Annotated in this window: 16 protein-coding genes; 9 read left to right on the forward strand and 7 right to left on the reverse strand. The window is 46.3% G+C overall.

Going from position 1 to position 22,505, the window contains the following annotated elements; all coding sequences use genetic code 11:
- Position 1: 1 nt before the first annotated feature.
- Both I6E38_RS02390 and I6E38_RS02395 read right to left on the reverse strand, forming a co-directional pair.
- Positions 2-3,901: an N-6 DNA methylase gene (locus tag I6E38_RS02390; RefSeq protein WP_235392488.1), complete on the reverse strand. Its 3,900-nt coding sequence runs from the start codon at positions 3,899-3,901 to the stop codon at positions 2-4.
- A gap of 88 nt (positions 3,902-3,989) precedes the next feature.
- Positions 3,990-5,444, reverse strand: a complete 1,455-nt coding sequence (locus I6E38_RS02395) for an ATP-binding protein (RefSeq protein WP_235392489.1) — start codon at positions 5,442-5,444, stop codon at positions 3,990-3,992.
- 331 nt (positions 5,445-5,775) lie between these two features.
- Between I6E38_RS02395 and I6E38_RS02400 the strand changes: the two genes are divergently transcribed.
- Both I6E38_RS02400 and I6E38_RS02405 read left to right on the forward strand, forming a co-directional pair.
- Positions 5,776-6,915 carry an MFS transporter gene (locus tag I6E38_RS02400; protein ID WP_235392490.1) on the forward strand — a complete coding sequence of 380 codons (1,140 nt, stop codon included), beginning with the start codon at positions 5,776-5,778 and terminating at the stop codon, positions 6,913-6,915.
- A gap of 542 nt (positions 6,916-7,457) precedes the next feature.
- The gene (locus tag I6E38_RS02405) at positions 7,458-8,639 is read left to right on the forward strand and encodes an ATP-binding protein (RefSeq protein ID WP_235392491.1); all 1,182 of its coding nucleotides are present in this window, start codon (positions 7,458-7,460) and stop codon (positions 8,637-8,639) included.
- A gap of 84 nt (positions 8,640-8,723) precedes the next feature.
- Here the strand turns inward: I6E38_RS02405 and I6E38_RS02410 are convergent, their stop codons facing one another.
- The 3 genes from I6E38_RS02410 to I6E38_RS02420 all read right to left on the reverse strand — a co-directional run bounded on the left by I6E38_RS02410 (position 8,724) and on the right by I6E38_RS02420 (position 12,666).
- On the reverse strand, positions 8,724-10,946 hold the full coding sequence (locus tag I6E38_RS02410) for a GH92 family glycosyl hydrolase (RefSeq protein ID WP_235392492.1): 2,223 nt from the start codon (positions 10,944-10,946) through the stop codon (positions 8,724-8,726).
- A 136-nt stretch (positions 10,947-11,082) separates the two neighbouring features.
- Positions 11,083-11,691: a phosphatase PAP2 family protein gene (locus tag I6E38_RS02415; protein WP_235392493.1), complete on the reverse strand. Its 609-nt coding sequence runs from the start codon at positions 11,689-11,691 to the stop codon at positions 11,083-11,085.
- 117 nt (positions 11,692-11,808) lie between these two features.
- Positions 11,809-12,666: a patatin-like phospholipase family protein gene (locus tag I6E38_RS02420; RefSeq protein ID WP_235392494.1), complete on the reverse strand. Its 858-nt coding sequence runs from the start codon at positions 12,664-12,666 to the stop codon at positions 11,809-11,811.
- Between the two features lie 172 nt (positions 12,667-12,838).
- Between I6E38_RS02420 and I6E38_RS02425 the strand changes: the two genes are divergently transcribed.
- Complete coding sequence (locus tag I6E38_RS02425; RefSeq protein WP_235392495.1) at positions 12,839-14,242, forward strand: aminopeptidase P family protein; 1,404 nt, start codon at positions 12,839-12,841, stop codon at positions 14,240-14,242.
- Between the two features lie 61 nt (positions 14,243-14,303).
- Complete coding sequence (locus I6E38_RS02430; protein WP_235392496.1) at positions 14,304-15,533, forward strand: C1 family peptidase; 1,230 nt, start codon at positions 14,304-14,306, stop codon at positions 15,531-15,533.
- 205 nt (positions 15,534-15,738) lie between these two features.
- On the opposite strand, the gene I6E38_RS02435 is transcribed toward I6E38_RS02430, so the two are convergent.
- Positions 15,739-16,449: an alpha/beta hydrolase-fold protein gene (locus tag I6E38_RS02435; protein WP_235392497.1), complete on the reverse strand. Its 711-nt coding sequence runs from the start codon at positions 16,447-16,449 to the stop codon at positions 15,739-15,741.
- Between the two features lie 188 nt (positions 16,450-16,637).
- Here I6E38_RS02435 and I6E38_RS02440 point away from each other — a divergent pair, with 188 nt between their 5' ends.
- The 3 genes from I6E38_RS02440 to I6E38_RS02450 are packed head-to-tail and all read left to right on the forward strand — an operon-like array spanning position 16,638 to position 18,365.
- The gene (locus I6E38_RS02440) at positions 16,638-17,372 is read left to right on the forward strand and encodes a DUF6249 domain-containing protein (RefSeq protein WP_235392498.1); all 735 of its coding nucleotides are present in this window, start codon (positions 16,638-16,640) and stop codon (positions 17,370-17,372) included.
- Positions 17,373-17,912, forward strand: a complete 540-nt coding sequence (locus I6E38_RS02445; RefSeq protein ID WP_235392499.1) for an RNA polymerase sigma factor — start codon at positions 17,373-17,375, stop codon at positions 17,910-17,912.
- A gap of 21 nt (positions 17,913-17,933) precedes the next feature.
- Positions 17,934-18,365, forward strand: coding sequence for a DUF5056 domain-containing protein (locus I6E38_RS02450; protein WP_235392500.1), 432 nt, complete (start codon positions 17,934-17,936; stop codon positions 18,363-18,365).
- Here I6E38_RS02450 and porE read toward each other — a convergent pair.
- A complete protein-coding gene (gene porE / locus I6E38_RS02455) occupies positions 18,362-20,413 on the reverse strand; it encodes a PorE family type IX secretion system protein (RefSeq protein WP_235392539.1) in 2,052 nt (683 codons plus the stop codon). The two genes, I6E38_RS02450 and porE, sit on opposite strands and share 4 nt — an antisense overlap.
- Positions 20,414-20,644: 231 nt before the next feature.
- On the opposite strand from porE, the gene I6E38_RS02460 reads away from it, so the two are divergent.
- Positions 20,645-20,893 carry a hypothetical protein gene (locus tag I6E38_RS02460; RefSeq protein WP_235392501.1) on the forward strand — a complete coding sequence of 83 codons (249 nt, stop codon included), beginning with the start codon at positions 20,645-20,647 and terminating at the stop codon, positions 20,891-20,893.
- On the forward strand, positions 20,868-22,418 hold the full coding sequence (locus tag I6E38_RS02465; protein WP_235392502.1) for a RapZ C-terminal domain-containing protein: 1,551 nt from the start codon (positions 20,868-20,870) through the stop codon (positions 22,416-22,418). The genes I6E38_RS02460 and I6E38_RS02465 overlap by 26 nt, the downstream gene beginning before the upstream one ends.
- Positions 22,419-22,505 lie beyond the last annotated feature (87 nt).

A 22,505-nucleotide genomic window follows, 5' to 3' on the forward strand; every position in this document is an offset into this window, starting at 1 on the left:
GCTATTTTAAGTACTTATCCAATATTGCCTGCTTGTGTTCTTTACATTCTTCCATTTGAATCTTCAATTTTTCTATCTTATCTTCAATCTCAATGATTTTTGAAACAGTTGCTTTCTGAATATCAATTGACGGTACTCGAATAGATAGCGCTTTAATGCGCTCTGTTGAAGCACGGTTAGCACGTGAGAATCGTTCATGCTCACCAGCTTTTAGTAGAGGATAGACAAGATATTTAGATAGAACTATTGTTTCATCAAGCACTTTTATTACACCACAATGGTCTGTTGGGTGGAAAGGTCTGTTTGCTGACAAATAGTTTACCATCCAATCTCCATCTATTCCCCATAGGACAGAAGGTTTAGAGAAATCCGTCAGCAACGACGAGTCTGTCTTTCCAAACGGCTCGAATACATTAGCACTGAAAACCTCGAATTTACCATCCTTCTTTAACTCGCTTCTAAGGACACGACGACCTATTTGAAGATCGAATACCTGCTCATTGTCGAGACGAAGGTCGATAGTTGCTTTAGAATCTGCCTCAACGAGAATTTTTCTTAACTTTTCTTTCAACCTATTCATCTCATCAATACTATTCTGATATAGTTCTTCAACTTTAGAGCACTCTGAAACGATACTATTAATAACATTAACAGGTGCATCAGGTATTGGCAATTGCTGATAAAAGTATTCAGGAACTCTGCGATGTCCACTTGCTCCAGTCATATTTGACGCCGCAATTTTTCTGATTTCATTGCGATTAATCCATTCAAGCAGATATTTTGCTCTTATCTCATCCGTTGTTCTAAGAACATGAAATTCTGTACTTCCAAGCCCTAATCCATTTGTAAGTCCATGTGCCAATGCACACTTTCCATTCTCCATGCAAGGGGTGATTTTTGCAATTAGTACGTCGTTTTCCTTAAAGTTCGTGTATCCACCTGATAGTTCTCCTATAGTTTTGTCAACCATATTTTCAATACAACCTAATCCGAGTGAAGACATCTCTATAAAGGAAACAATTTTGTCATGAGGTAATTTCGAAAACTCCTCCCTAGACGGATTGATTTCTTTACAGAATTTCTTCAATGGAATGACTTCGTATTTACTCTCAACTGCAACCTTCAATGAAATACTTGTTTTTAATTCTTTATTAAAAGCTGTTCTTGAAAATTCTATCATATCTACCAACTTTGCAGTTGTTGCGAAATCTGCAATACTATCTGGTATTCCGTATTCTTCACCCAAGAAATTCTGTCTGATTAAATAATTGATCTTTTCAGGATCATCATAATCTCCAGGTTTGAAAAGACAGGTATTTATAGACTCAATTCCCGAGATTTGTTGCATAGTATCATCCTCTGCCTCATTTCCTTCATCATCTTCAGAGTCGGATGTGGTAGCTACATTTAAATACTTGATGCCTTCACTACCTTTACGATTCACCCATTCGTAACCCAAGAACTTTTTCATTTCTGTATTAGACGATGGAGACTTAACAATCAGAACAGGATTGTTTGTCTGTACAGCCAACATAAAGAAATACATCTTTTCTTGCTCTATAGCCTTTACAAATGCATAGAACGCCTTATCTGCCTCTTTTTTCTTATCCTCTGAAGATAAAGATCTAAAAGTGGCAGTTCTTGTTTTTGCTACATATTTTGTGCGAATGATTTTTGCTTCATCACACACGTCCTTCATTGCATTACGTGAAGTTCCGAAAAACGAATTATGGTAAGTCTGTATTACCTCTGAGTCAAGGAAAGATTCTGATATTGTACCCTTCAAGAACTCCTGATAATCCTCTAAAGAATAACCAAGATGTTCACAGTATTTCTCCATCAATTCTGTATCCTGATAAACCTCATCTCCGTTCTCACTCAGATTGAACCAGCACTCTACACGACTTGCGAAATGTTCTGCGTCAGGAGTATTTGTCTCCTTGCGACGAAGAAACATAACGACGGTGTTTGTACCTGTCTTGCCAAATGTTCCAGAACCCAACTCGACAAGAGATACAATATGGAAATTTTCAAGGATTATTTCGCGTGCTTTGGCATAAATACCGCCTTTGTTCAAGACAGATACAGGCAACACAATACCTGCAACACCTCCTGCTTTCATTAACTGGGCTGCACGTTCCATAAAGAATGTCTCAATCGCCTTGTTCTTGGCCAAATTGATATTGTTGTTGAAAAGTTTATATCTCTTTCTGTCTTTCTCGTTAAGCGTTTCGAGAAATCCAGATACTGAATATGGCGGATTGGCAATAAGTACACTATATTTGCCTTCTTCAACATTTTGATGTGTTTGTAATGCGTCAGAATAGACTATCTGAGTTTCATCGTGACCATACATAAACGCTGAAACCTTTGACACTTTCGACAGACGATATTCTTTTTCAATACCCGTTATACGCGAATAGTAGTCCTGTAATGGCAAATCAGGACGGTGTTTCTTCACAAATTCCTTGATACGGTCGGCATATTCTGTAAGGAAATGGCCCGCACCACATGCGTAATCTATGGCGTAGGGTACGTCTTGACTATCCTTTACTAACTGTTCCAATGGTAGAGATGTTACGATAAAACGCACAATAGGCATAGGAGTGAAGAATTGTCCTTCACTCTGCTTTACACCTTTTGTGAGAAACCCTTCAAACAAATCACCAAGGAATTGGTGTGTATCAGAATCTTTCAGACGAATATCTTGTAGCATAAGAATAACCTTTCTGAGAATGGCGGCATTCTGCTGGAAAAGTTTCCTGTTGTGAACGCTAATAAAGGAAAAATCGTTGTCAGAGAAGAACTTTAATGCACGAAAATAATCTTTGATTGTTTTACGTGTCGCATCTGGGTCATTCTTGAAACGACGGAAAGCTTTGTCTATCTCAGCATCTTCAATATAAGTAACCTCTTCTCCGAGGAACTTTTTCATACCATCACGATAAAGACGCTGAAGGCGATCCTGCAATTGAAAATCGTCATCGTATGCTGCACCTTTCCAATAGAAATGAAGATTGTCTGGATTATTTGTCTCGTCAACGACCTTGGCAAGGAACAGATTTACCAATTTATCAAAGGCGTTCTCATGTGCTCCAACATTATGCTGACGCAATATGTTGGAAAACTCGCTATACTTCTTTTTAATTGTATCGTTATTAACTTTCCTCAAATCAGCAATCGTATATTTATCTTTGCCAATATGGTAAGGTTGCACAGCATCCTCAAATAATCCAATACGAGCATAGTCGCACTGGTAAGTCTCATGCCATACGCGATATAACTGCTTGTTGTTTGAAGCCTTCTCGTACGAAAGGGCTTCTTCATCGTTCTCAAGCATTTTCTTGTTGTCCTGAACATTCAGTAAGTAATAATCAGGCTCAACCTTGTCATCAACAAGATCAGATGTATAGAGGCAAAGGAATTTTGTGGATTTTTCTTGCTGGAAGTAACTGAATAACTGAGCACCATCTTCAAGAGTATCATTCCATGCTCCTTGGAATTCATCTGCTTTTTTGCACTCAATAATAAGCAGAGAGTCTTTATCTTCGTCAGTACCAATAACTTTGCCTTCGCCGTATGTTCGCACCCAAATATCGGCATAGCCGCTTTTGCTACTATGTCCTAATTTCCATCGTGGCTCAAGTTCTATGTGTTCTGCACGATATCCTTTAGTTAATAAGCGATCTACACACTCTAGAACAACGAAATTCTCTGGTTCTGCGAAGTTGCTCGTTGTTTCTCGCCCTACGGTAATATTTGCCTCATTATAAAATATGTGTTCGTGAGCAACATCTATCTTCAATGTCACACCAACTTCATATTGTTTTGTATATATATTCTCTTCTTGTGAAAAGCCAAGAAGAGTGAGCAGTTTTTTTATGTCAGATTTTTGAATCATATTGTAAGATTTCTCAAAGTTTTAAAATAAAGAATGACGGTAAGAATGTTGAGTGTTTGTCTCAGCTTTCATGTGGCATCAATAAATATTATTGATACTTCTTCCAATTCTTTGCCTTCTCCGTTAATCGGTACATCTGTTTTGGATGATTAGGCTGTTCTGGATATTTCCGTTCAATACTGCCATCTGCCAGTGCAGGAGCGATATAACTATCATGCATTGTTTTGCGTCTGACTATTGAACATAGCTTCATCATCTCAGCAACATCAACGTAATCATCGTTCATTACTGCCACTAACTTTTCTACTTGGGCGGTACTTGGGCAGTACTTGGGCGGTACTTGGGCGGTACTTAGGCGGTCAAACTCCTTTTCTGTTGTCCACTCCGCCATCAATGTTGCTTTCAAAATGAATGCATCAATGTGGAATGATGGAATGGCGCATCCTTTTGTTTCCAGTTCATTGCAGATACGGTCAATACCCTCACCAAACTCCTTGACATACTTGTATGCCTTGAGGTATTGGGCTATCTTGGGATTTCGAGAGAAATGAGTGTGGCGAATGTTGTCTGGGCGCACCAATCCTGGTAAATCTCCTGGAGACTCGAAGACAACACGGTCGTCGAACATCTTTATCTGAATCTCGGTTCCCTTGATGTTATATGCTCTGTGACAGCAACTATTGACCACCATCTCTTGTATAGCATATTTTGAGTAGTTGCGACGGGTAACAAAACGCCCGTCTTCTCCAAGGAAAGAGTGCTCACGAACCTGTGTTTCCAGATACTCTATCGTACGGCGTACCTGCTGAAGGATGGTTCCCCCGAATGTCACGTCCTTGACAACATTCATCTCTGTACCAACCTTTTCCTCTGTACCCTCATAGCGGATGAAGCGAGTGCGGGCACGTGGGAAGAAACGCTGAGGATTCTTTCCGAAAAGAAGAATGCAAGCTGTACTAACCTTCTGCTGACCATCTTTTTCAGTAACAAAGTCGTTGTTCTCTCTAAGATACTCCATGCCAGACTTTCCATAGCCAATGACATTCGTATAGTCACTCACAAGATTCATGTCAACATCATCGATTGTGGCACCATAAACATCTTTGTCTTCGTAGTAGCGTTCGCCCTTGTCGTAGAGAAGTTGCATACGCTCGTCAAAGTTAAGTTTCTTGCTTTTGTCACCTACACGCATGAAACATTCATCAGCCTGGTTGGTGTGAAGTTGAACGCTTGCAGGAATATGCATAAGCAAGATGCGGTTCTCTCGACCTTCATAATCGATACATGACAGATATTCGCATCTGACTCTTACAGACGGATTACAGAAGTCGAAAGGAACTCTAAGCAACTCATTCAGTCGCTCTTCGTTTCCATCAATTCCCTCTATTCTACGAGTTTTGTCAGAAACACCAATGGCAAGCACACCACCATCGGCATTAGCCATAGCCACAATGGGTACAGCTAACGCTTTCGGGTCAATCTGTATGCTCTTGCAATCGAATGTCTGACATTCTTTGTGAGCCTGTATTTCTTCTATTGTCATATTCTATAGATTATTCTTCTTACTGTTCTGCGCCGATTTTGCTCAACGCTTACCCTCCATAATGATACATTATTAATAATAGATAAATGCAAAAATACGAAAAGATATTGTAAAATGTGCAAGATTATCTCCAAAGAGTATACATTAATTTGTTTTTCCCACTTTTGGCAGTTATTGGGAAATTATAAATTTAGCCAACGACTAAAATATAAATAATATGACTGCTTGCAAAAAAATGTAGTAACTTTGCACTCACTTAATCTTTAATAAGGTGGAAGCACACAGCCACCAATAATTGTTTTTAGGATATTATCATACACACACACGCAAAATGAAAAAAGGACTTTTTGCCCTTGCCTTAGGTACATTCACATTGGGCATGACTGAATTTATTATTGAAGGTATTCTTACCGATGTTGCTCACGACATGAACGTCTCTATTCCACAAGTGGGACATCTCATTTCGATTTATGCTTTGGGCGTATGTGCAGGAGCCTTCTCGTTGATACTGATGCATAAGTATCGACCTAAGAATATATTAATGTTCCTCACCTCGCTTATCACCATTGGTGCAGTCATAGCATCTATAGCTCCAAGCTTCTGGCTGTTGCTCTGTGCCAGATTCATTCAAGGTCTGCCTCATGGAGCCTACTTCGGAACGGGTGCCATTGTTGCAGTCAAGATTGCCAAAGAGGGCAAGGGTACAAGTGCGGTTGCTATGATGTGTGCCGGTATGCCCTTTGCCAATTTGATGGGCGTGCCATTGGGAACATTCTTGAGTCATAACATTTCATGGCGAGTACCATTTATGATGTCTATAGTGTTGGGACTCACCACTCTCTATATGATATATCGTTGGGTGCCCAATGTGGCAGCCCTTGCCAACAATGGAATGAAAGCGCAGTTTCGTTTCTTGCGCAATCTTGCTCCATGGCTAATCATCTTTGCCACATTCTTGGGTAGTGCCGGCATGCTTTGTTGGTTTAGCTATATATCCCCATTGCTCCAGATGGAAGGAGGATTCAGTGCCTCAAGCATATCGCTTCTGATGATTCTTGCAGGATTGGGCATGGTGGTAGGCAATCTTAGTAGTGGTCCGTTGGCTGACAGATTCAAGCCAGGACGCATCACCAGTTGCTATCTTCTGACTTCAGCCATATCCCTGTTGCTCACCTTCTTCTTCTCCGCCACTCCATGGGCAGTAGCCTTATTGATGTTCTGCACCTGCATCTGTCTATTTGGTGTCGGTTCGCCTGAGCAATATCTTATAGTGAAACATTCCGAAGGAGGCGAGATGCTTGGTGGCTGCTGCATTCAGGCTGCATTCAATTCGGGCAATGCACTTGGTGCTTTGCTTGGTGGTATCCCCGTGTCTTTGAACTTAGGTTTCAACTATCCAGCCCTTATCGGCGTGCCATTGGTATTGGCAGGTGCCATCTGTCTGTGGATGTTCCACAAAAAGTACGAATAGAGACAAATATCGTACAAGCAGTAAAAAAGTGTTACAAAATAAAAATCGATTCTAGAGATTTCGGATGGCGTTTTTAGTGGTTTTGATGGTGCCATCTTCGTGTTTTTTTTCAATAAGGGCTTTGTTGCACTTCAAAAGGACTACTTTTGGAGTGCAACGAAGCCCTTATTGCATTGCAAAACGACTACAGTTGCAATGCAATAGTTGTCCTTTTGAAATCAAAAGGAGCATTTTTGTGGGGAGAGACATTGCACACTTGCACCGCTACATTACTTAACTGTCTGTATCTGAGTGATATATCGCTGCACGCTCAAAACTCGCGAATTTCGCATCAAAGATTTCTTTGTGCGTTCAGTTCGCAGTTTTGAGCGGTTAGAAATGCAAATATAGGAGCGAAGCGCTGCTCGCTCCGGTTGATAAGGTGAGGTGTTGAGGTGGTGTAGTTTGTTTGTATGCCCCCGTATGGACACTACTTTTTAACTAATAAGTTTGGCGGTTCCGATAATTCGGCGTATCTTTACAAAAAATAGGAGAATCGAGATATGACAGACATCAATAATAGGAAACTACCTGCTGGTATTCAGTCGTTTAAAACAATCAGAGAAGAAGACTATCTCTATGTTGACAAAAGCGACATTGTTTGGAAATTGGTGAACAACGGCAAAAAATACAGTTACTTGAGCCGTCCTCGCCGATTCGGCAAGTCGGTGCTTGTTGACACATTACAGACATATCTTGAAGGAAGAAAAGACTTGTTTGATGGGCTGAAAATCATGCAACTGGAAAAAGACTGGAAACAGTATCCTGTGATTCGTCTTGACATGAGCTGTGGTGGTGCTAATGCCGAGACTATACGCTCATATCTTGATATCCGATTTGGTGAATACGAAGAGTTGTACGGCATCACTCCAAAAACAACCGCTATGCTTGCCGACAGATTTGATGGTATCATCAAAACAGCATACAAGAAGACAGGATTGAAGGTTGCCATACTTGTTGACGAATACGATTCTCCATTACAACACTCATGGCACACCCCTGAACATGAAGCATGTACTGAAGTGTACCGCGAGGTGTTTGCTATACTAAAAGCCGATGATGAGTACGAAAAAATAGTCTTCATAACGGGTATCACCAAGTTTACACAAATATCACTATTCTCGGTTCTTAACAATCTCACAAATATAAGTTTCCTGCCTGAATATGCAGCAATATGCGGAATAACCGAACAAGAGATTGCCGAAAATTTCAAGCCAGAATTGGCGAGGATGGCAGAGGTGAACGGATGGACATTACAAGAAACTCATGACAAACTGAAAAATTATTACGATGGCTATCATTTCAGTCGTCGTAACATGATAGACATATACAATCCATTCAGCCTCATCAATGCTCTCGACACTCAGGAACTTGGCAATTTCTGGGCTGCCTCTGGAGCCACATCTATGATTGCAAAGTTTGTTGACAATATCGAACTACGCCTTAGCCTTTTTGAGAATTGTCCTATCATGCGTAACATATTAGAGTTGTCGGACGTTACTGGGGGCGGTGCCGAGTTGTTTCTTTATCAGTCGGGGTATCTTACGATAAAGAAAAGTGATGAGTTTGGCTACATATTAGGATTTCCCAATGAAGAAGTGAAGCAAGCGCTGTATGAAATGGTTCTGCCCGCTCTCACTATGCGGGCTGAAAGCGACATCCAAACATTGCAGTCATGCGTGTAAACAATTCAAGCTAACAGACTCAAATCGGTGTTTTTTATATAAAAAATATAGCCCACCGCTGAATCAGACGGTGGGCTATATTTTTTAATTTTTATCGTGCAGTTTCTTCGATGTCATTTTGTATACCAATGTACCGCCATTCATAATGGCAGCGTGGTCGATATAGTTCTTCGAGAGCTTCTTGCCGTTGAGCGTGATGTTTGCAACATATTTGTTTGTCTCAGAGAGTCCGTCGGCTATGACAGTGAAGGTCTTGCCGTTAAGCAAGTGAACGGTTATCTTCTTCATCTGCGGAGCGCCGAACACGTATTGACCGCTCACTGGGTTGACAGGATAGAATCCCATAGCCGAGAGCATGTACCATGCCGACATCTGACCGCAGTCGTCGTTGCCGCAAAGACCGTCTACTGTAGGACGATACTGAGTGTCGAATATCTCGCGTATCAACTCCTGAGTGCGTGAGGGTCGACCTGCCAAAGCATACAGGTAAGCCACATGGTGGCTCGGCTCGTTGCCGTGGGCATACTGGCCGATAAGACCCGTAACGTCCGACAGTTTGCTGTCAAGTTTCAGTGTGAAGAACTGGTCGAGCTTCTTGAGGAACGGTTTCGGTCCGCCAAACAGCTTGATGAGTCCCGGTATGTCGTGCTGCACCTGCCATGTATATTGCCATGCGTTGCCTTCGGTGTAATCGCCGCCAATGCTTTCGGCATGAGCGAGGTCGCTCGGGTTGAACGGTGTCTTCCATGTTCCGTCTGAAAGGCGCGGACGCATAAACTGTGTCGACTTGTCGAAGAGGTTCTTGTAGAACTGTGAACGGCGAGCAAAGTATTGCTCATCCTGCTTCTTGCCCATAAGGCGTGCCATGTCGTATGCGCAATAGTCGTCGTACATCGACTCCAATGACGATGATACCGACTCCGACTCGGTAAGGTCGGTGGGCAGATAGCCGTATTTCATATAGTTCTCCCAATTGCTCTTGAGCTTGTGCGAAACGGTCTGGGTCTTCTTGATGGCTTGGAAAGCACGCTCGGCATCAAATCCACGGAAGCCCTTATGGTAAGCTTCGGCAACAATAGACACTGCGTGGTTGCCAATCATGCAATAGTTCTCCTTGCCCCACAATCCCCAAATAGGAAGGAATCCCTGCACCTCAGCCTGCTCAACGAGCGAGTTGACCATACCGTCGACGCGGTCGGGCATCACTATTGTATAGAAAGGATGAGCAGCGCGATAGGTGTCCCAGCATGAGAAGGTGGAGTAGAACTTGCCACCCTCGGCCTTAACGATTTTGTCGTCGGCGTTGCGATACATGCCGTCGACATCGGCTATCTGGTTAGGCTGTATCAATGCGTGATAGAACGAAGTGTAGTAGTTCTGCTTCTGTTCCTCGGTACCGTCAATGTCAATGCGCTTCAAGTAGGCGTTCCAGTCGTCGTGGGCAGCAGTCTTTATGGCAGCAAAGTCCCAACCCGGCAATTCTGCCTGCAGATTCTTCTTGGCTCCGTCGATGCTTGTGGTAGACATGGCTATCTTCATGAGCAGCTGTTCGCCCTGGTCGATGCCGTCGAATGTAGCCACGATGCGTTCGCCCTTCTCCGTATCGGCAGCCTTGGCAAGTGTGATGTGGCTTGCAACGGGGCGGTTGAACTTGATTACGAAGAAGTAGTCTTGCTCTACCCATACGGTATTCTGCACATGTCCTACAAGAGTGTTGGCGTCTTCCCATTTGGTTTCGCACAGATTCACCTGCGAGTGATACTGCTTGTCGTTCCATGCCGGACCGTGTTGCAGGTCGATAAGCACAGATGTGGAGTCGGCTGAGTCGTAGGTGTAGCGATGAAAAGCAATATGCGGTGTGGCGGTAAGTTCAGCCTTCACCTTGGCATCAGAAAGATATACCGAGTAATAACCCGGTGTGGCAAACTCCTGTGTCTTCACATAATGCGAGCGGTACTGGTCCCACTGTCGTGTACGGCTGCCAGTAGACGGCATAACGAGAATGTCGCCAAGATCCATACATCCGGTTCCGTTGAGATGGTCTTGTGTGAAACCCCATATCAGCGAGTCGCTGTATACATACTCGGCACAGTAGCGCCATCCCACACCGCCGGTTACGGGGCTGGTCTGTATCATTCCGAAAGGTCGGCATGCTCCGGGGAACGTGTGTCCGTTGTCGGCATTGCCCACGAATGGGTTGACATACTTGGTGTAGTCAGTCTGTTTGTCGGCAGCATGCATGCCGGTCGATAACAGGCACAATGCAGCAATAGGCAGACTGAATAATAACCCTTTTGTTTTGTTCATTGTTTATGATTTATTTAATATAGTTTTTATTTAGGTTGAATGTGATGATGCAAAGTTAGTGTTTTTTGCTGAAATGACATAAAAATAGGGTATGCCATTTGTGGCATACCCTATCATAATTTTATATAATAAAGTTTTAAATTCTTTGTGCTCTTAGCATCGGATTGAACATTGCGAAGCGCGTATGGATGTATTTGAACAACATATACATAAGGTATCCTACACACATTCCTGTAATGGCTCCGCACACCACGTCGCCCAGATAGTGCACGCCAAGGTATATGCGCGAGTAGCTTACTATCAGAGCGAGTGAGAAGATGAATATTGTGAAGTAGCGTTTCTTTATGATCTTCGAGCCGAATACAGCAGCTCCGAATGCGTTGGCAGCATGGCTTGACATAAATCCGTATGGTCCGCCATGATAGTTGTTGACATAGTGCAGCAAATCGGCTATCTGCAAACTGTGCGACGGACGCAAACGTGCTATCCATGGCTTGAACAGTGATGAAGCAATCTGGTCGCACATTGCTATCGTGATGGCGAGTGTAATCACAGCCAGGACTGTCATTCGCCAGTTGCGGTTGTTGTTTTTGAAGATACAATAGATAAAAAACAAAGCCACAGGCACCCAAATCAGGCGCGACGAAAAAGTCCAAAATGTATTATCTGCAATGCTACCCATGTCATTGTTGAGATACACAGTAGCCGACTTGTCGACCGAATCGATAGTTTGAATGATGTCCATATTTGCGCAAAAAAAGTTCTATAGGTTCTTTTCGGGCGCAAAGGTATAACATTTTTCGTGAAATGTGTATGTTCTCGGAAGTGATTTTTGCTTTTACGGGAGCATTTTTCATTATTTTTAGAATAAATAATCATCCTTGTGCTCAATACAGAACTTTTCGCCCAGTGCAAAGCCCTCTTCATAGAGTCGTTCGAGTTTGGCGGTGTCCTTCTCCATGCGGGTCACCTCCATCGGACGTTCGGGGCGGATGCAAATCACTTTGCCCTCATCCTCAAGCTGTTCCACCATTTCCAGTTGCTGGCGGTAAGCCTCAATACGTCGGCTCAGCGCCACGCGTAGACGTGGATATTTCTTATATATAAAATGTGGAATCTTATGGTCGTGTCCTGAAGGGCGATAACCACGGTTGCGTGTCAGTACAAGTATGTTTTTGGGGTGTCCAGTTTCTATGGCGCGCATTACGGGTATTGAGTCTACTATGCCACCGTCGAGCATAGGTGTTCCGTCTATGTTGACTATCTTGCTGACATAGGGTAGCGAACTTGATGCACGTACTACGTCAAGCAATCGTTGGCGGTCGCTATGTTCCTGAAGATATTCGGCGCGACCCGTAAGGCAGTTGGTGGTGACCATTTCGAATGTGGCGTCGCTGCCAAAGAATGTGTCATAGTCGTAGGGGATGTACTCGTTAGGGAATTTGTCGTACAGCAGTTTTGTGTCTAAAATACATCCATGTGTTACAAGATGCCTTATGCCGATATAGTCGTAGCGCGCCAGATAGTCGATGTTCGACACACGGGCGCGTCGCGGCTGGTGGCTCATATACGACAGGCCGTTGCAAGCGCCAGCCGATACCGCCACCACATATTTGAAGTAAAGGTTGTGTTTCATAAAGCCGTCGAGCACTCCGCTTGTGAAGACTCCACGCATGCCTCCGCCCTCGAGCACCAGTCCTGTATTACTGTCAATAGTCATAATCTCTCTCCCTTTAGTTGATGTTTTTCGGCTGCAAAAGTAGTCATTTTATGTCATATTGCCAATTCATCTCATAATAAAACATAAAATGCCAGTTGCATTTTGGTTATTCTTTCGAATTTATTAACTTTGCAATGCTTTATTATCATATTTGAAACCTAATTGTATAATTATGTTTGACAAGGCTACCTACGTGAACCGCCGCGCCAAGCTTAAGGAGCTTGTAAAGAGTGGCATTATCATACTGTTTGGCAATAATGAGTCGCCGTGTAATTTCCCAGCCAATGGCTACTATCCGTTCCGTCAGGATTCTTCGTTCCTGTACTATTTCGGATTGAACCGTGATGGACTTGTTGGTGTTATCGACATCGACAACGACATCGAGACACTTGTGGGCAACGACATCGATATAGAAGACATTGTGTGGTATGGCAGTGTTGACAGCGTGCATGATATGGCTGAGAGTGTTGGCGTGAAGAATACTGTGCCAATGAAGAGCCTCAAGACCATCTGCAACGATGCTATGCGCCAGAAGCGCCGCATCCACTTCCTGCCGCCTTACCGCCACGACATCAAGATACAGATATTCGACCTGCTTGGCATCCATCCCGTACAGCAGAAGGAAGCTGCCAGCATGGATTTTATCAAGGCTATCGTCAAGATGCGCTCTACAAAGGAGGCTCAGGAGATAGAGGAGCTGGAGCGTGCTTCGGTGATTGGCTATAAGATGCATACTACTGCAATGCGTCTTGTCAAGCCGGGACTCACCGAGAAGTTTGTTGCAGGACAGGTTGACGGTACAGCCAACTCGTATGGCGCTATGGTCAGCTTCCCGACCATCTTCAGCCAGCATGGTGAGATTATGCACGGCAGTCCGTCGATGGCAGAACTTGAGAGCGGCCGTCTCGTATTGTGCGATTGCGGTGGCGAGACTATCAACAACTACTGTTCTGACCATACACGTACATTCCCCGTCAATGGCAAGTTCACACAGCGTCAGCTTGAGATATACAGCATCGTTGAGGCTTGTCACGACTACGCGCTTGACGTAGCCAAGCCTGGTGTGAAGTATATGGACGTACACTTCGCTGTATGCCGCCTCATGACCGAGCGCCTGAAGGAACTCGGACTGATGAAGGGCGATACCGACGAGGCTGTTGCAGCCGGTGCTCATGCCATGTTCCTGCCTCACGGACTTGGCCATATGATGGGTATGGATGTGCACGATATGGAGAACTTCGACCAGATAAACGTCGGATTCGACGAAGAGACACGTCCGCGTCTCGACCAGTTTGGCACCAACTGTCTGCGTATGGGACGCCGCCTTGAGGAAGGTTTCGTCGTAACAGACGAACCCGGTATCTACTTCATTCCGGCACTTATCGATGACTGGAAGGCTTCAGGACACTGCGCCGAATTCCTCAACTTCGACAAGATTGAGACCTACAAGGACTTCGGAGGCATACGTATAGAGGACGATATCCTCATCACAAAGGACGGATGCCGATTCCTAGGTGAGCACCGCATTCCTTATCATCCCAAGGATGTAGAGGAGTTTATGGCGCAGAACAAATAATAAGTAAGTACTGAACTATAATACAGTAAAATAACAATAATAAAACCAACAACTCAGAGAAATGAAGAAAATCTTTACTCTCGCCCTTCTCGCTCTCGTAGCAGTAGGCGCAAGTGCAGACACCAAGAAGGATGCTGCACAGAGCAACAAGCCGGTCTTCACGACAATCAAGGCCAATCCTATCACAAGTATCAAGAACCAGAACCGTAGCGGTACATGCTGGGACTACTCAACAATCTCGTTCTTTGAGGCTGAAATTCTCAAGGCTACAGGCAAGACTTACGACCTCTGCGAGTCTTTCGTAGCTAACAAGAACTATATGGACCGTGCCGTTCAGGTGGTACGTCTGCATGGCGACTGCCAGTTTGCACAGGGTGGTTCGGCTTACGACGTGCTCTATGTACTTAAGAACTATGGTATCTGTCCTGAAAATGCTATGCCGTTCCCGGGTTCATTGACAGGCGACTCGCTCTACAACTTCAACGAGTTCTTCTCAATGCTCGAACCATATGTAGCTGCTATCTCAAAGAACAAGGCTAAGAAGATTTCTGGCCAGTGGAAGGTTGGACTCCAGGGCATCCTCGACGCTTATCTCGGCAAGTGCCCAGAGAAGTTCACATACAATGGCAAGGAGTACACTCCGAAGTCGTTTGCAGCAAGCCTCGGCCTCAACTTCGACGACTATGTATCTATCACAAGCTTCTCACACAAGCCTTACTACACACAGTATCCGGTAGAGGTACAGGACAACTGGCGCAACCCATTGTCATGGAACCTTCCAGTAGAGGATATGGCTCGCATCATCGAGAACGCTGTTAAGACTGGTTACACAGTAGCTTGGGGTGGCGACGTTAGCGAGGACGGCTTCACACGCGACGGTCTGGCTTACTTCTACGACAACAAGGCTATGGAGAGCATGGCTGGTAGCGATATGGCTCACTGGCTCAAGCTGACTCCTGGCAAGCGTATCAGCCTCATCGACTCACTCGGTTGCAAGGTTCCTGAGCTTGCTCCTACAGCAGAGCAGCGCCAGCAGCGTTTCGACAACTGGGAGCTCACCGACGACCACGGTATGCTTATCTACGGTCTCGCTAAGGACCAGTTTGGCAAGGAATACTATATGGTGAAGAACTCTTGGGGTGAGACTGGCAAGTACAAGGGTATCTGGTACATGACCAAGAACTACATCGTAGCCAACACAATGGACTACTTGGTTAACAAGAAGGCTATCCCTGCCGACATTCTCAAGAAGATGGAGAATGCTAAGAAGAAGCAGACTATCGCCGACTAATAAATATAAAAGTCAAAGCAGCACGCCCCAAAGGGGCATAAGCACATAGCCCAGGGCACCGCCCTGGGTAAAAGTATCGCAAATAACAATGCGCCCTGTAAGGGCAAAAGCGTTAATTATCAATGCTTTTGCACTTACAGGGCGTTTTGCTTTTATCTATCTGTACACCCAGGACGCTGCCCTGGGCTATGTGCTTATTGGGCTTTCAGCCCGCTTTGTTTATATTCTCGATGCACCACGCGAATGCCTTAGCCGTGCGTTCTGCTTCTTCGCCGAAGTGTCCGCCATTGTTCCATTCGAGTGTTGTAGCGGTTGTTCCTATCTGTCCGGCAAGCGTAAGGTGTTCATGGCGCACGCAGTCGCCTATGCGAGCCATGCGCTGGTTGCGGCAATGCTCTTCGCGGTCGCCCAGACTGACGTATGCCAACTGTGCGTTGAGGCTGTTTTGGTCGGCATAATCCGCCCATCCCTTTATCCATAGCGATGGCGATGCTGCTGCCACTGCGCTGAAAGCCGTTGACTGTCGGGCTGCCCAAAGTGCAAACAATCCGCCCAGTGAGTAGCCGCCAATCATACATGGCAGTTGACCGAAACGCTCGTGCAGCCATGGCACAAGACTCTCGGTGATATACTTCAGAGTGTCCTGCGCATGTCTGCCCACTTCATCATCGCGTGACACGGCTTCGTCATGCCAAGGCATCAGCGCCTTTGCCCATTCCACGGTGTCGAAGAAGGCTATGGCAAAGCCCTTTGTAGCGTTTGTAGCCAATGTTTCAATTTCACGATTGATGCCGTCGTTCTTGTTCTCATGGCGTGCTGATGGCTGTATAAGCAGCACTTCGGGGCGCTCAGTAGCGAAGACGTTGCATTTAAGACCGTCTATAGTCGCGTTTTCGTTTTGTATGATTGTGGTCATAATGATGTGGTCATAATATTATTGTGGATTATCAGCGGCAAAATTACTTCATTTGCTGATGATGAGAAAATATAGCCAACGGTTTTTCTGTGTTTTTGTTAATTTGTAGTATTTTTGCTATGCTGTGCAACTTATTCAGTTTGCATTGCGTCAAACCATTGTAATCAAAATAGAAAAAACTACAGAATATGAAAAAGATATTATTATCACTTGTAGCAGTTATGCTTTTGGGCAGCGCGGTGCCCATGGAGGCACAGCGCCACCGACATACTCCGCGCACCGCAGTAGTAGACGACACGAAGGCCGACAATGGCATTGAGGCTTACTCCGACACTTCGTCGACGGTACAGCCCATTGATACCACTGCTTATGACGCTACAACCGATGCCGACGACATAAACGACAGCAACCGGTTTGATCCGAGCAGATTCTCCGACCCGTTCTCATGGTTTGCCTTTCTTGGCACATCGGGTTTTGTTGGCATAGTGATAACCATACTCTTGCTTGGTGTCGTACTCCTGTTCCTCTTCATGCCGCTCATCATCGTATTGCTCATCCTACGATATATGGTGCGTCGCCACAACGACCGTGTGCGTCTGGCTGAGAAGGCTATGGAGCATGGACAACCAATCGGCGAAGGCGAGATGCCACTCAGCAAGAAGTCGCCCGACTATCTGTGGCGTCGCGGAGTGCGCAACGTTTCAATCGGTGCAGGTCTGGCTTTGTTCTTATGGCTTCTCGGTGCCGACTCTCTTGTTGGCATAGGATTGCTTGTGGCATGTCTTGGTTTGGGACAGATGTTCATGGTACGCTATAACTATAATAGTAAGTTCGGACGCAAAAAGGAAGAACAAAACGACGATTTTGACAATATTGACAGTGACATCACCGATATAGATTTCGGTGGCAAGGATAATAAATAAATGAAGCAAAACAACGATCTCTCTCTCGTCTCTCAGGTGGCTGAGTTTCACGACCGTACGGCTTTCGACCGTTTGGTTGTGAAATATCAGTCATCTATAAGGCGCTTCTTCTTGCACCAGACGTTGGGAGACGTGCAGTTGAGCGACGACCTTGCACAGGACACCTTCGTCAAGGCGTACGTCAACATATCGAAGTTTCGCGGACAGGCTGCGTTCTCCACGTGGCTCTATCGTATAGCCTGCAATGTGCTCTACGACTATCACCGCCGACTGCGTCCTACTGCCGACATCGACTCCACTGATGCCATACGCACCAATTCGGTCAATACCGACGACAATATGCGGCTCGACGTGTATGATGCGTTAAGGCGTTTGGGCGACAAGGAGCGCACCTGTGTCACCTTGCAGCTCATCGATGGATATCCCATCGATCAGATTGCCGAGATAACGGGCATGGCTGTAGGCACGGTGAAGTCGCATCTGTTTAGAGGCAAGGAGAAACTTACAATGTTTCTCAAAAAGAATGGATATAATAGATAATAACTAAATGAACATAACCTTATGAATGACGATAAGAATTTGATAAGCAATAATGGTAATGTCGACGAGGAGCTTCTGCGTGGGTTCTTCGCCGACAGTGCGCATATGTATATAGCCGACAACGGCTTCTCGCTTCGTGTCATGCGTCGTGTGCAGGAGGAGATGCCGGCACGTGGCCGTTTCTGGTATAATCTGTGGACGGCTGTGTGGATGGTTGTTTGCGTAGTGTCGTTCTTTGTATGCGGTGGAGTAGGCGTGGTGCGTCGATGTCTTGGCAATGTTGCCGACTGTCTATCTACGCTTGTTGCCGAAAACATGCCACGCTTCTCGCTCGACTCGCTACTGCCACAAACAAACACAGTGGGCACAACCTTACTGATGGTAGTGCTCACTGTGTGGGTGCTGAGTTGCTTTATGATTTACGGTTTCTGGGAATCGCAGAAAACCGCTTAATTTATGTAGAAGTCTTCCTTCTGGTCTTTATTGGCAGAGGAAGGCTTTTTTGTTTTTGTGGGTTGCTTGCTTAGCTTGCCCTCTTTGTCAAACAGGCCGTAGGTAGTGCGCAGCACAGAGAATTCGGTGCGGCGGTTGAGCTGGTTGCAAATCTCCTGCTTTGCCTTGTCAAGTTTTTGTATGAATTCTTCAGTCAGCACGTCGCCCTCCTTCAGCCAGTCGTATTTCTCGGTAAGCTTCTTGCGTATCGTCTTGGGCTTCTCCTTGCCATAGCCTACGGGTGTAAGGCGTTCGCGTGCTATGCCTTTGCCCACTAAGTATTGCACCACCGATTCGGCTCGGCGTTGCGACAGCGCCTTGTTGTAGACAGCCGAGCCCTTGTAGTCGCAATGGGCAGACAGTTCGATGGTTACGTTGGGGTTCTCATCCAGTATTTTTACGAGTGTGTCGAGAGCCTGCGCTGATTCGGGACGCAGCGTAGCCTTGTCGAAATCGTAGAATATATTGCTTATCAGCACAGGTGCTGTTATCGATGCGAGCGGAAATTGCAGCACGTATTCGTGCGACTCGCTGCGTTGCGCCACTGCCACCTCTTCCTTATGATTCAGAAAACCCTTGCATGTGGCAAGGAATATATAGTCGGTGCCGGGCTTCAGAACGCGCTCAAACGAGCCGTCGCCGCCCACACTCAGCTTCTCGTTGGTGCCGTCGCTGCCCACCATATACACCAGTGCAGAGGGCAGTTCGTAGCCGTCCTTCTCGTACACCCATCCCTTTACACTCTGTATAATCTCGGGATTTTCAAAACTATATATATGGTCCCATCCGCGACCGTCGTTGCGGTTGGACGCAAAGAATCCGCGATTGTGTACACCCTCGAACGTCATACCGAAGTCGTCGGCTTGCGAATTGAGCGGATAGCCTGGATGTTCTATGTGGTATTTGCCGTCCTTGCCAAGGGTGGCAATGAATATGTCGAGTCCGCCCATGCCCGGATGGCCATCGCTTGAGAAGTAAAGGTCGCCGTTGGGTCGGAACGTCGGAAACATCTCGTTGCCCGGAGTGTTGATAGGTTCGCCAAGATTTTCCACGCCACCCAGTCCGTTCGACGTCAACCGCACGCGCCAGATGTCCATGCCTCCCATTCCGCCAGGCATGTCGCTGACGAAGTACAGCCACTGTCCGTCGGGCGAAATGGCAGGGTGGGCATAGCTCGACAGAGTGTCGCCCGTAAGTTTCAGTTCGCTCGCCTTGCCCCAGGCCGCATCCGCACGTGTAGAGGTGACAATCTGCGCAAACCGTGGATAGTCGGGATTGCTGGTGCATTGCGTCAGATACATAGTGCCTTGGTCGGGCGTAAGGGCGCATGCACCTTCGTCGTAGTCGGTATTCAGTCCGCCATCTACGGCTTCGGGTTTGGTCCAATGTCCGCGGTCGTCCTTCTGCGATACGAATATGTCGCCCGCCTTGGTGCCTGTGATGCCGCTGAGTTCTGAGCCTTGTGCCTCGTTGCGAGTCGAAGTGAAGTACAGACGGTCGTGCTGGTCGCCGGCGAGAACGGGCGAGTAGTCGGCGCGTCGCGAATTGAATATGTCCATACGTTTCACCTTATAGCGCGAGCCTTCCTTCTTCCATGCGGGTGCTTTCTGTGCCGAAATGAGTCCGTTCTTTGCCAGAATGTCGTCGGGCATCGAGTCGAACACAATCTTAAACTGCTGTTCCGCCTGACGGTACTGTCCGTTTTTCAGCAACTGGCGGGCGTAAGCCAACTGGTGTTGAGGCGTGGCTTGCTTGTAGCGTATGGCATTGGCATAGGCAGCTGCAGCCTTCTGCGAGGCGTTGATGCGCTCGTTGCACAGCGCCACCTTCAGTGCTATCTGTCCACGCTGGGTGCGTTCCTTAGGCGGAGTCTTGGTGTAAGCCTGTTTGAATTGGTTGGCAGCGTCGTAGTATTCGCCTATGGCAAGATACTTCTCGCCACGCTTCATGTTCTTGTCGGCTCCGCATCCCGTCAGCACAAAAGTCATGACTGCTATGCAGGCTGCCATGGCAATGGCGGTGTATCTGGTTGATGATTTGTGTAATGGTGTGTTCACTTGTATATGTAATAATGTGTGTGATAGTGCATAAACAATAAGTATAACGCAAGTTCAATGTCTTTATTGCTTAAAAAATATAGTGTTTTTGTGGCGTATGCAGTCTTGTTTCAAGAAATAATTAGTACATTTGCAGTTACCAATAACATAAAGAAAAAGTAAATTTACTCGAAATAGAATATAATGAGACTGAAAATAATCGTACTTTTCGTGATTATCTGCGGTGGAACTTACGCCCTTACCAAGTCGTTGAGCATTACGGCTGGTGTGGCAATACTTCTGTATGTGGCAGATAGCTTGCTGGCTGTCTGGGCCGACCGCAAGAACCGCGAGTATTTCTCTGGCGATAAAGCCACTACTAACAAATCTGCCGACGACACGGAAGGTAGCAATAACAACGACAAGAATGGAGAAACTGACCGAACTATATAATCAGTGGCATGGCTCTATGCCAGAATCGGTTGAACGTCTGGCTGGTGCTGGCAGCAACCGACAGTATTATCGCTTCACAGCCGAAGACGGCTCTACCGTAATAGGCGTTGTTGGCACAAGCCGCGACGAGAATCACGCTTTTGTTTATCTGGCACAGCATTTCGAGCAACGTCAGTTGCCCGTGCCGCAGGTGCTGGCTGTCAGCGACGACGGACTGCGCTATCTGCAGACCGACCTCGGCTCGGTGTCGCTCTTTGATGCCGTGCGTGGCGGACGTGAAGCGGGCGGACGCTACAATCTTGAGGAACAGGAACTGTTGAAGCGCACCATACGCCAGTTGCCCAACATACAGATACGCGGAGCACGCGGACTCGACTGGCAGAACTGCTATCCGCAGCCCGAGTTTGATGAGGACAGCGTTCTGTTCGATCTCAACTACTTCAAGTACTGCTTCCTCAAACCTTCAGGACTCGATTTCCATGAACTGAAGCTTGAGGCAAACTTCCGCCTAATGGCTAAGGATCTCACTTCGGAGCAGGTCGACTCGTTCCTTTATCGCGATTTCCAGGCTCGCAACGTAATGCTCGATGCCGAGGGCAATCCTTACTTCATCGACTTCCAGGGCGGACGTAAGGGTCCTTACTATTACGACCTTGCCTCGTTCCTATGGCAGGCGTCTGCACGCTACAGCAACAAGTTGCGTCGCGAACTCGTATTGGAATATTACGAAGCGCTGAAGCTGTACACTGAGGTGCCAAGTGTGCGCCACTTCGTTACTCGCTTGAGTCTGTTCGTGTTGTTCCGTACTCTGCAGGTGCTCGGCACCTACGGATTCCGTGGCTACTTTGAGCGCAAGAAGCATTTCATCGAGTCTATTCCGCCAGCCATGGACAATCTGCGTGAGCTGCTGAAGATGGGCGAAGACGTGTTCCCCTATCCGTATATGATGGACATGTTGCGCCGACTGACCGAGCTGCCGCAGTATGCGCATATCGAACAGCCTGCCGCATCGCGTGCCGACGGCTACAAGACAGCCGACAGCAACGTGTATGTAGCACATCCGCAAGATGGTCCGGCTACTTTCTCCAAGTACGACGGCAAGGGACCTTTGCGAGTGCGTGTGTTCAGCTTCTCTTACCGTAAGGGTATACCGGAGGACACTTCGGGCAATGGCGGAGGCTATGTGTTCGATTGCCGCTCTACTCATAATCCCGGACGCTACGAACCCTACAAGAAACTCACCGGACTCGACGAACCCGTAATACGATTCCTTGAGGATGACGGCGAGATCTTGACCTTCCTCGAAAGCGTGTACAAGTTGGCTGATGCTCATGTGAGGCGTTATATCGACCGCGGATTTACCGACCTTATGTTCTCGTTCGGATGCACCGGCGGACAGCATCGCAGCGTCTACTCGGCACAGCATCTGGCTGAGCATATTCATAGCAAATTCGGCATCGAGGTACACGTGTGCCATAGAGAACAAGGCATAGAACAGACGCTGCCGAGCATGTCGAAAGACTGAGTTTATACTACAATACGAAGACAAAAGCTATATTAATAGCTACAATTATACACAATCCCGTTAAAAAGTTGAGGCAAGCTTTACTTT

The sequence above is a fragment of the Leyella stercorea genome (assembly GCF_021531355.1).
Taxonomy (GTDB): domain Bacteria; phylum Bacteroidota; class Bacteroidia; order Bacteroidales; family Bacteroidaceae; genus Prevotella.

Bases quoted from the DNA above. Each gene is read 5' to 3' on its own strand.
- I6E38_RS02390 (WP_235392488.1), bottom strand. From the start codon at position 3,901: ATGATTCAAAAATCTGACATAAAAAAACTGCTCACTCTTCTTGGCTTT.
- I6E38_RS02395 (WP_235392489.1), bottom strand. From the start codon at position 5,444: ATGACAATAGAAGAAATACAGGCTCACAAAGAATGTCAGACATTCGAT.
- I6E38_RS02400 (WP_235392490.1), top strand. From the start codon at position 5,776: ATGAAAAAAGGACTTTTTGCCCTTGCCTTAGGTACATTCACATTGGGC.
- I6E38_RS02405 (WP_235392491.1), top strand. From the start codon at position 7,458: ATGACAGACATCAATAATAGGAAACTACCTGCTGGTATTCAGTCGTTT.
- I6E38_RS02410 (WP_235392492.1), bottom strand. From the start codon at position 10,946: ATGAACAAAACAAAAGGGTTATTATTCAGTCTGCCTATTGCTGCATTG.
- I6E38_RS02415 (WP_235392493.1), bottom strand. From the start codon at position 11,691: ATGGACATCATTCAAACTATCGATTCGGTCGACAAGTCGGCTACTGTG.
- I6E38_RS02420 (WP_235392494.1), bottom strand. From the start codon at position 12,666: ATGACTATTGACAGTAATACAGGACTGGTGCTCGAGGGCGGAGGCATG.
- I6E38_RS02425 (WP_235392495.1), top strand. From the start codon at position 12,839: ATGTTTGACAAGGCTACCTACGTGAACCGCCGCGCCAAGCTTAAGGAG.
- I6E38_RS02430 (WP_235392496.1), top strand. From the start codon at position 14,304: ATGAAGAAAATCTTTACTCTCGCCCTTCTCGCTCTCGTAGCAGTAGGC.
- I6E38_RS02435 (WP_235392497.1), bottom strand. From the start codon at position 16,449: ATGACCACAATCATACAAAACGAAAACGCGACTATAGACGGTCTTAAA.
- I6E38_RS02440 (WP_235392498.1), top strand. From the start codon at position 16,638: ATGAAAAAGATATTATTATCACTTGTAGCAGTTATGCTTTTGGGCAGC.
- I6E38_RS02445 (WP_235392499.1), top strand. From the start codon at position 17,373: ATGAAGCAAAACAACGATCTCTCTCTCGTCTCTCAGGTGGCTGAGTTT.
- I6E38_RS02450 (WP_235392500.1), top strand. From the start codon at position 17,934: ATGAATGACGATAAGAATTTGATAAGCAATAATGGTAATGTCGACGAG.
- porE (WP_235392539.1), bottom strand. From the start codon at position 20,413: ATGGCAGCCTGCATAGCAGTCATGACTTTTGTGCTGACGGGATGCGGA.
- I6E38_RS02460 (WP_235392501.1), top strand. From the start codon at position 20,645: ATGAGACTGAAAATAATCGTACTTTTCGTGATTATCTGCGGTGGAACT.
- I6E38_RS02465 (WP_235392502.1), top strand. From the start codon at position 20,868: ATGGAGAAACTGACCGAACTATATAATCAGTGGCATGGCTCTATGCCA.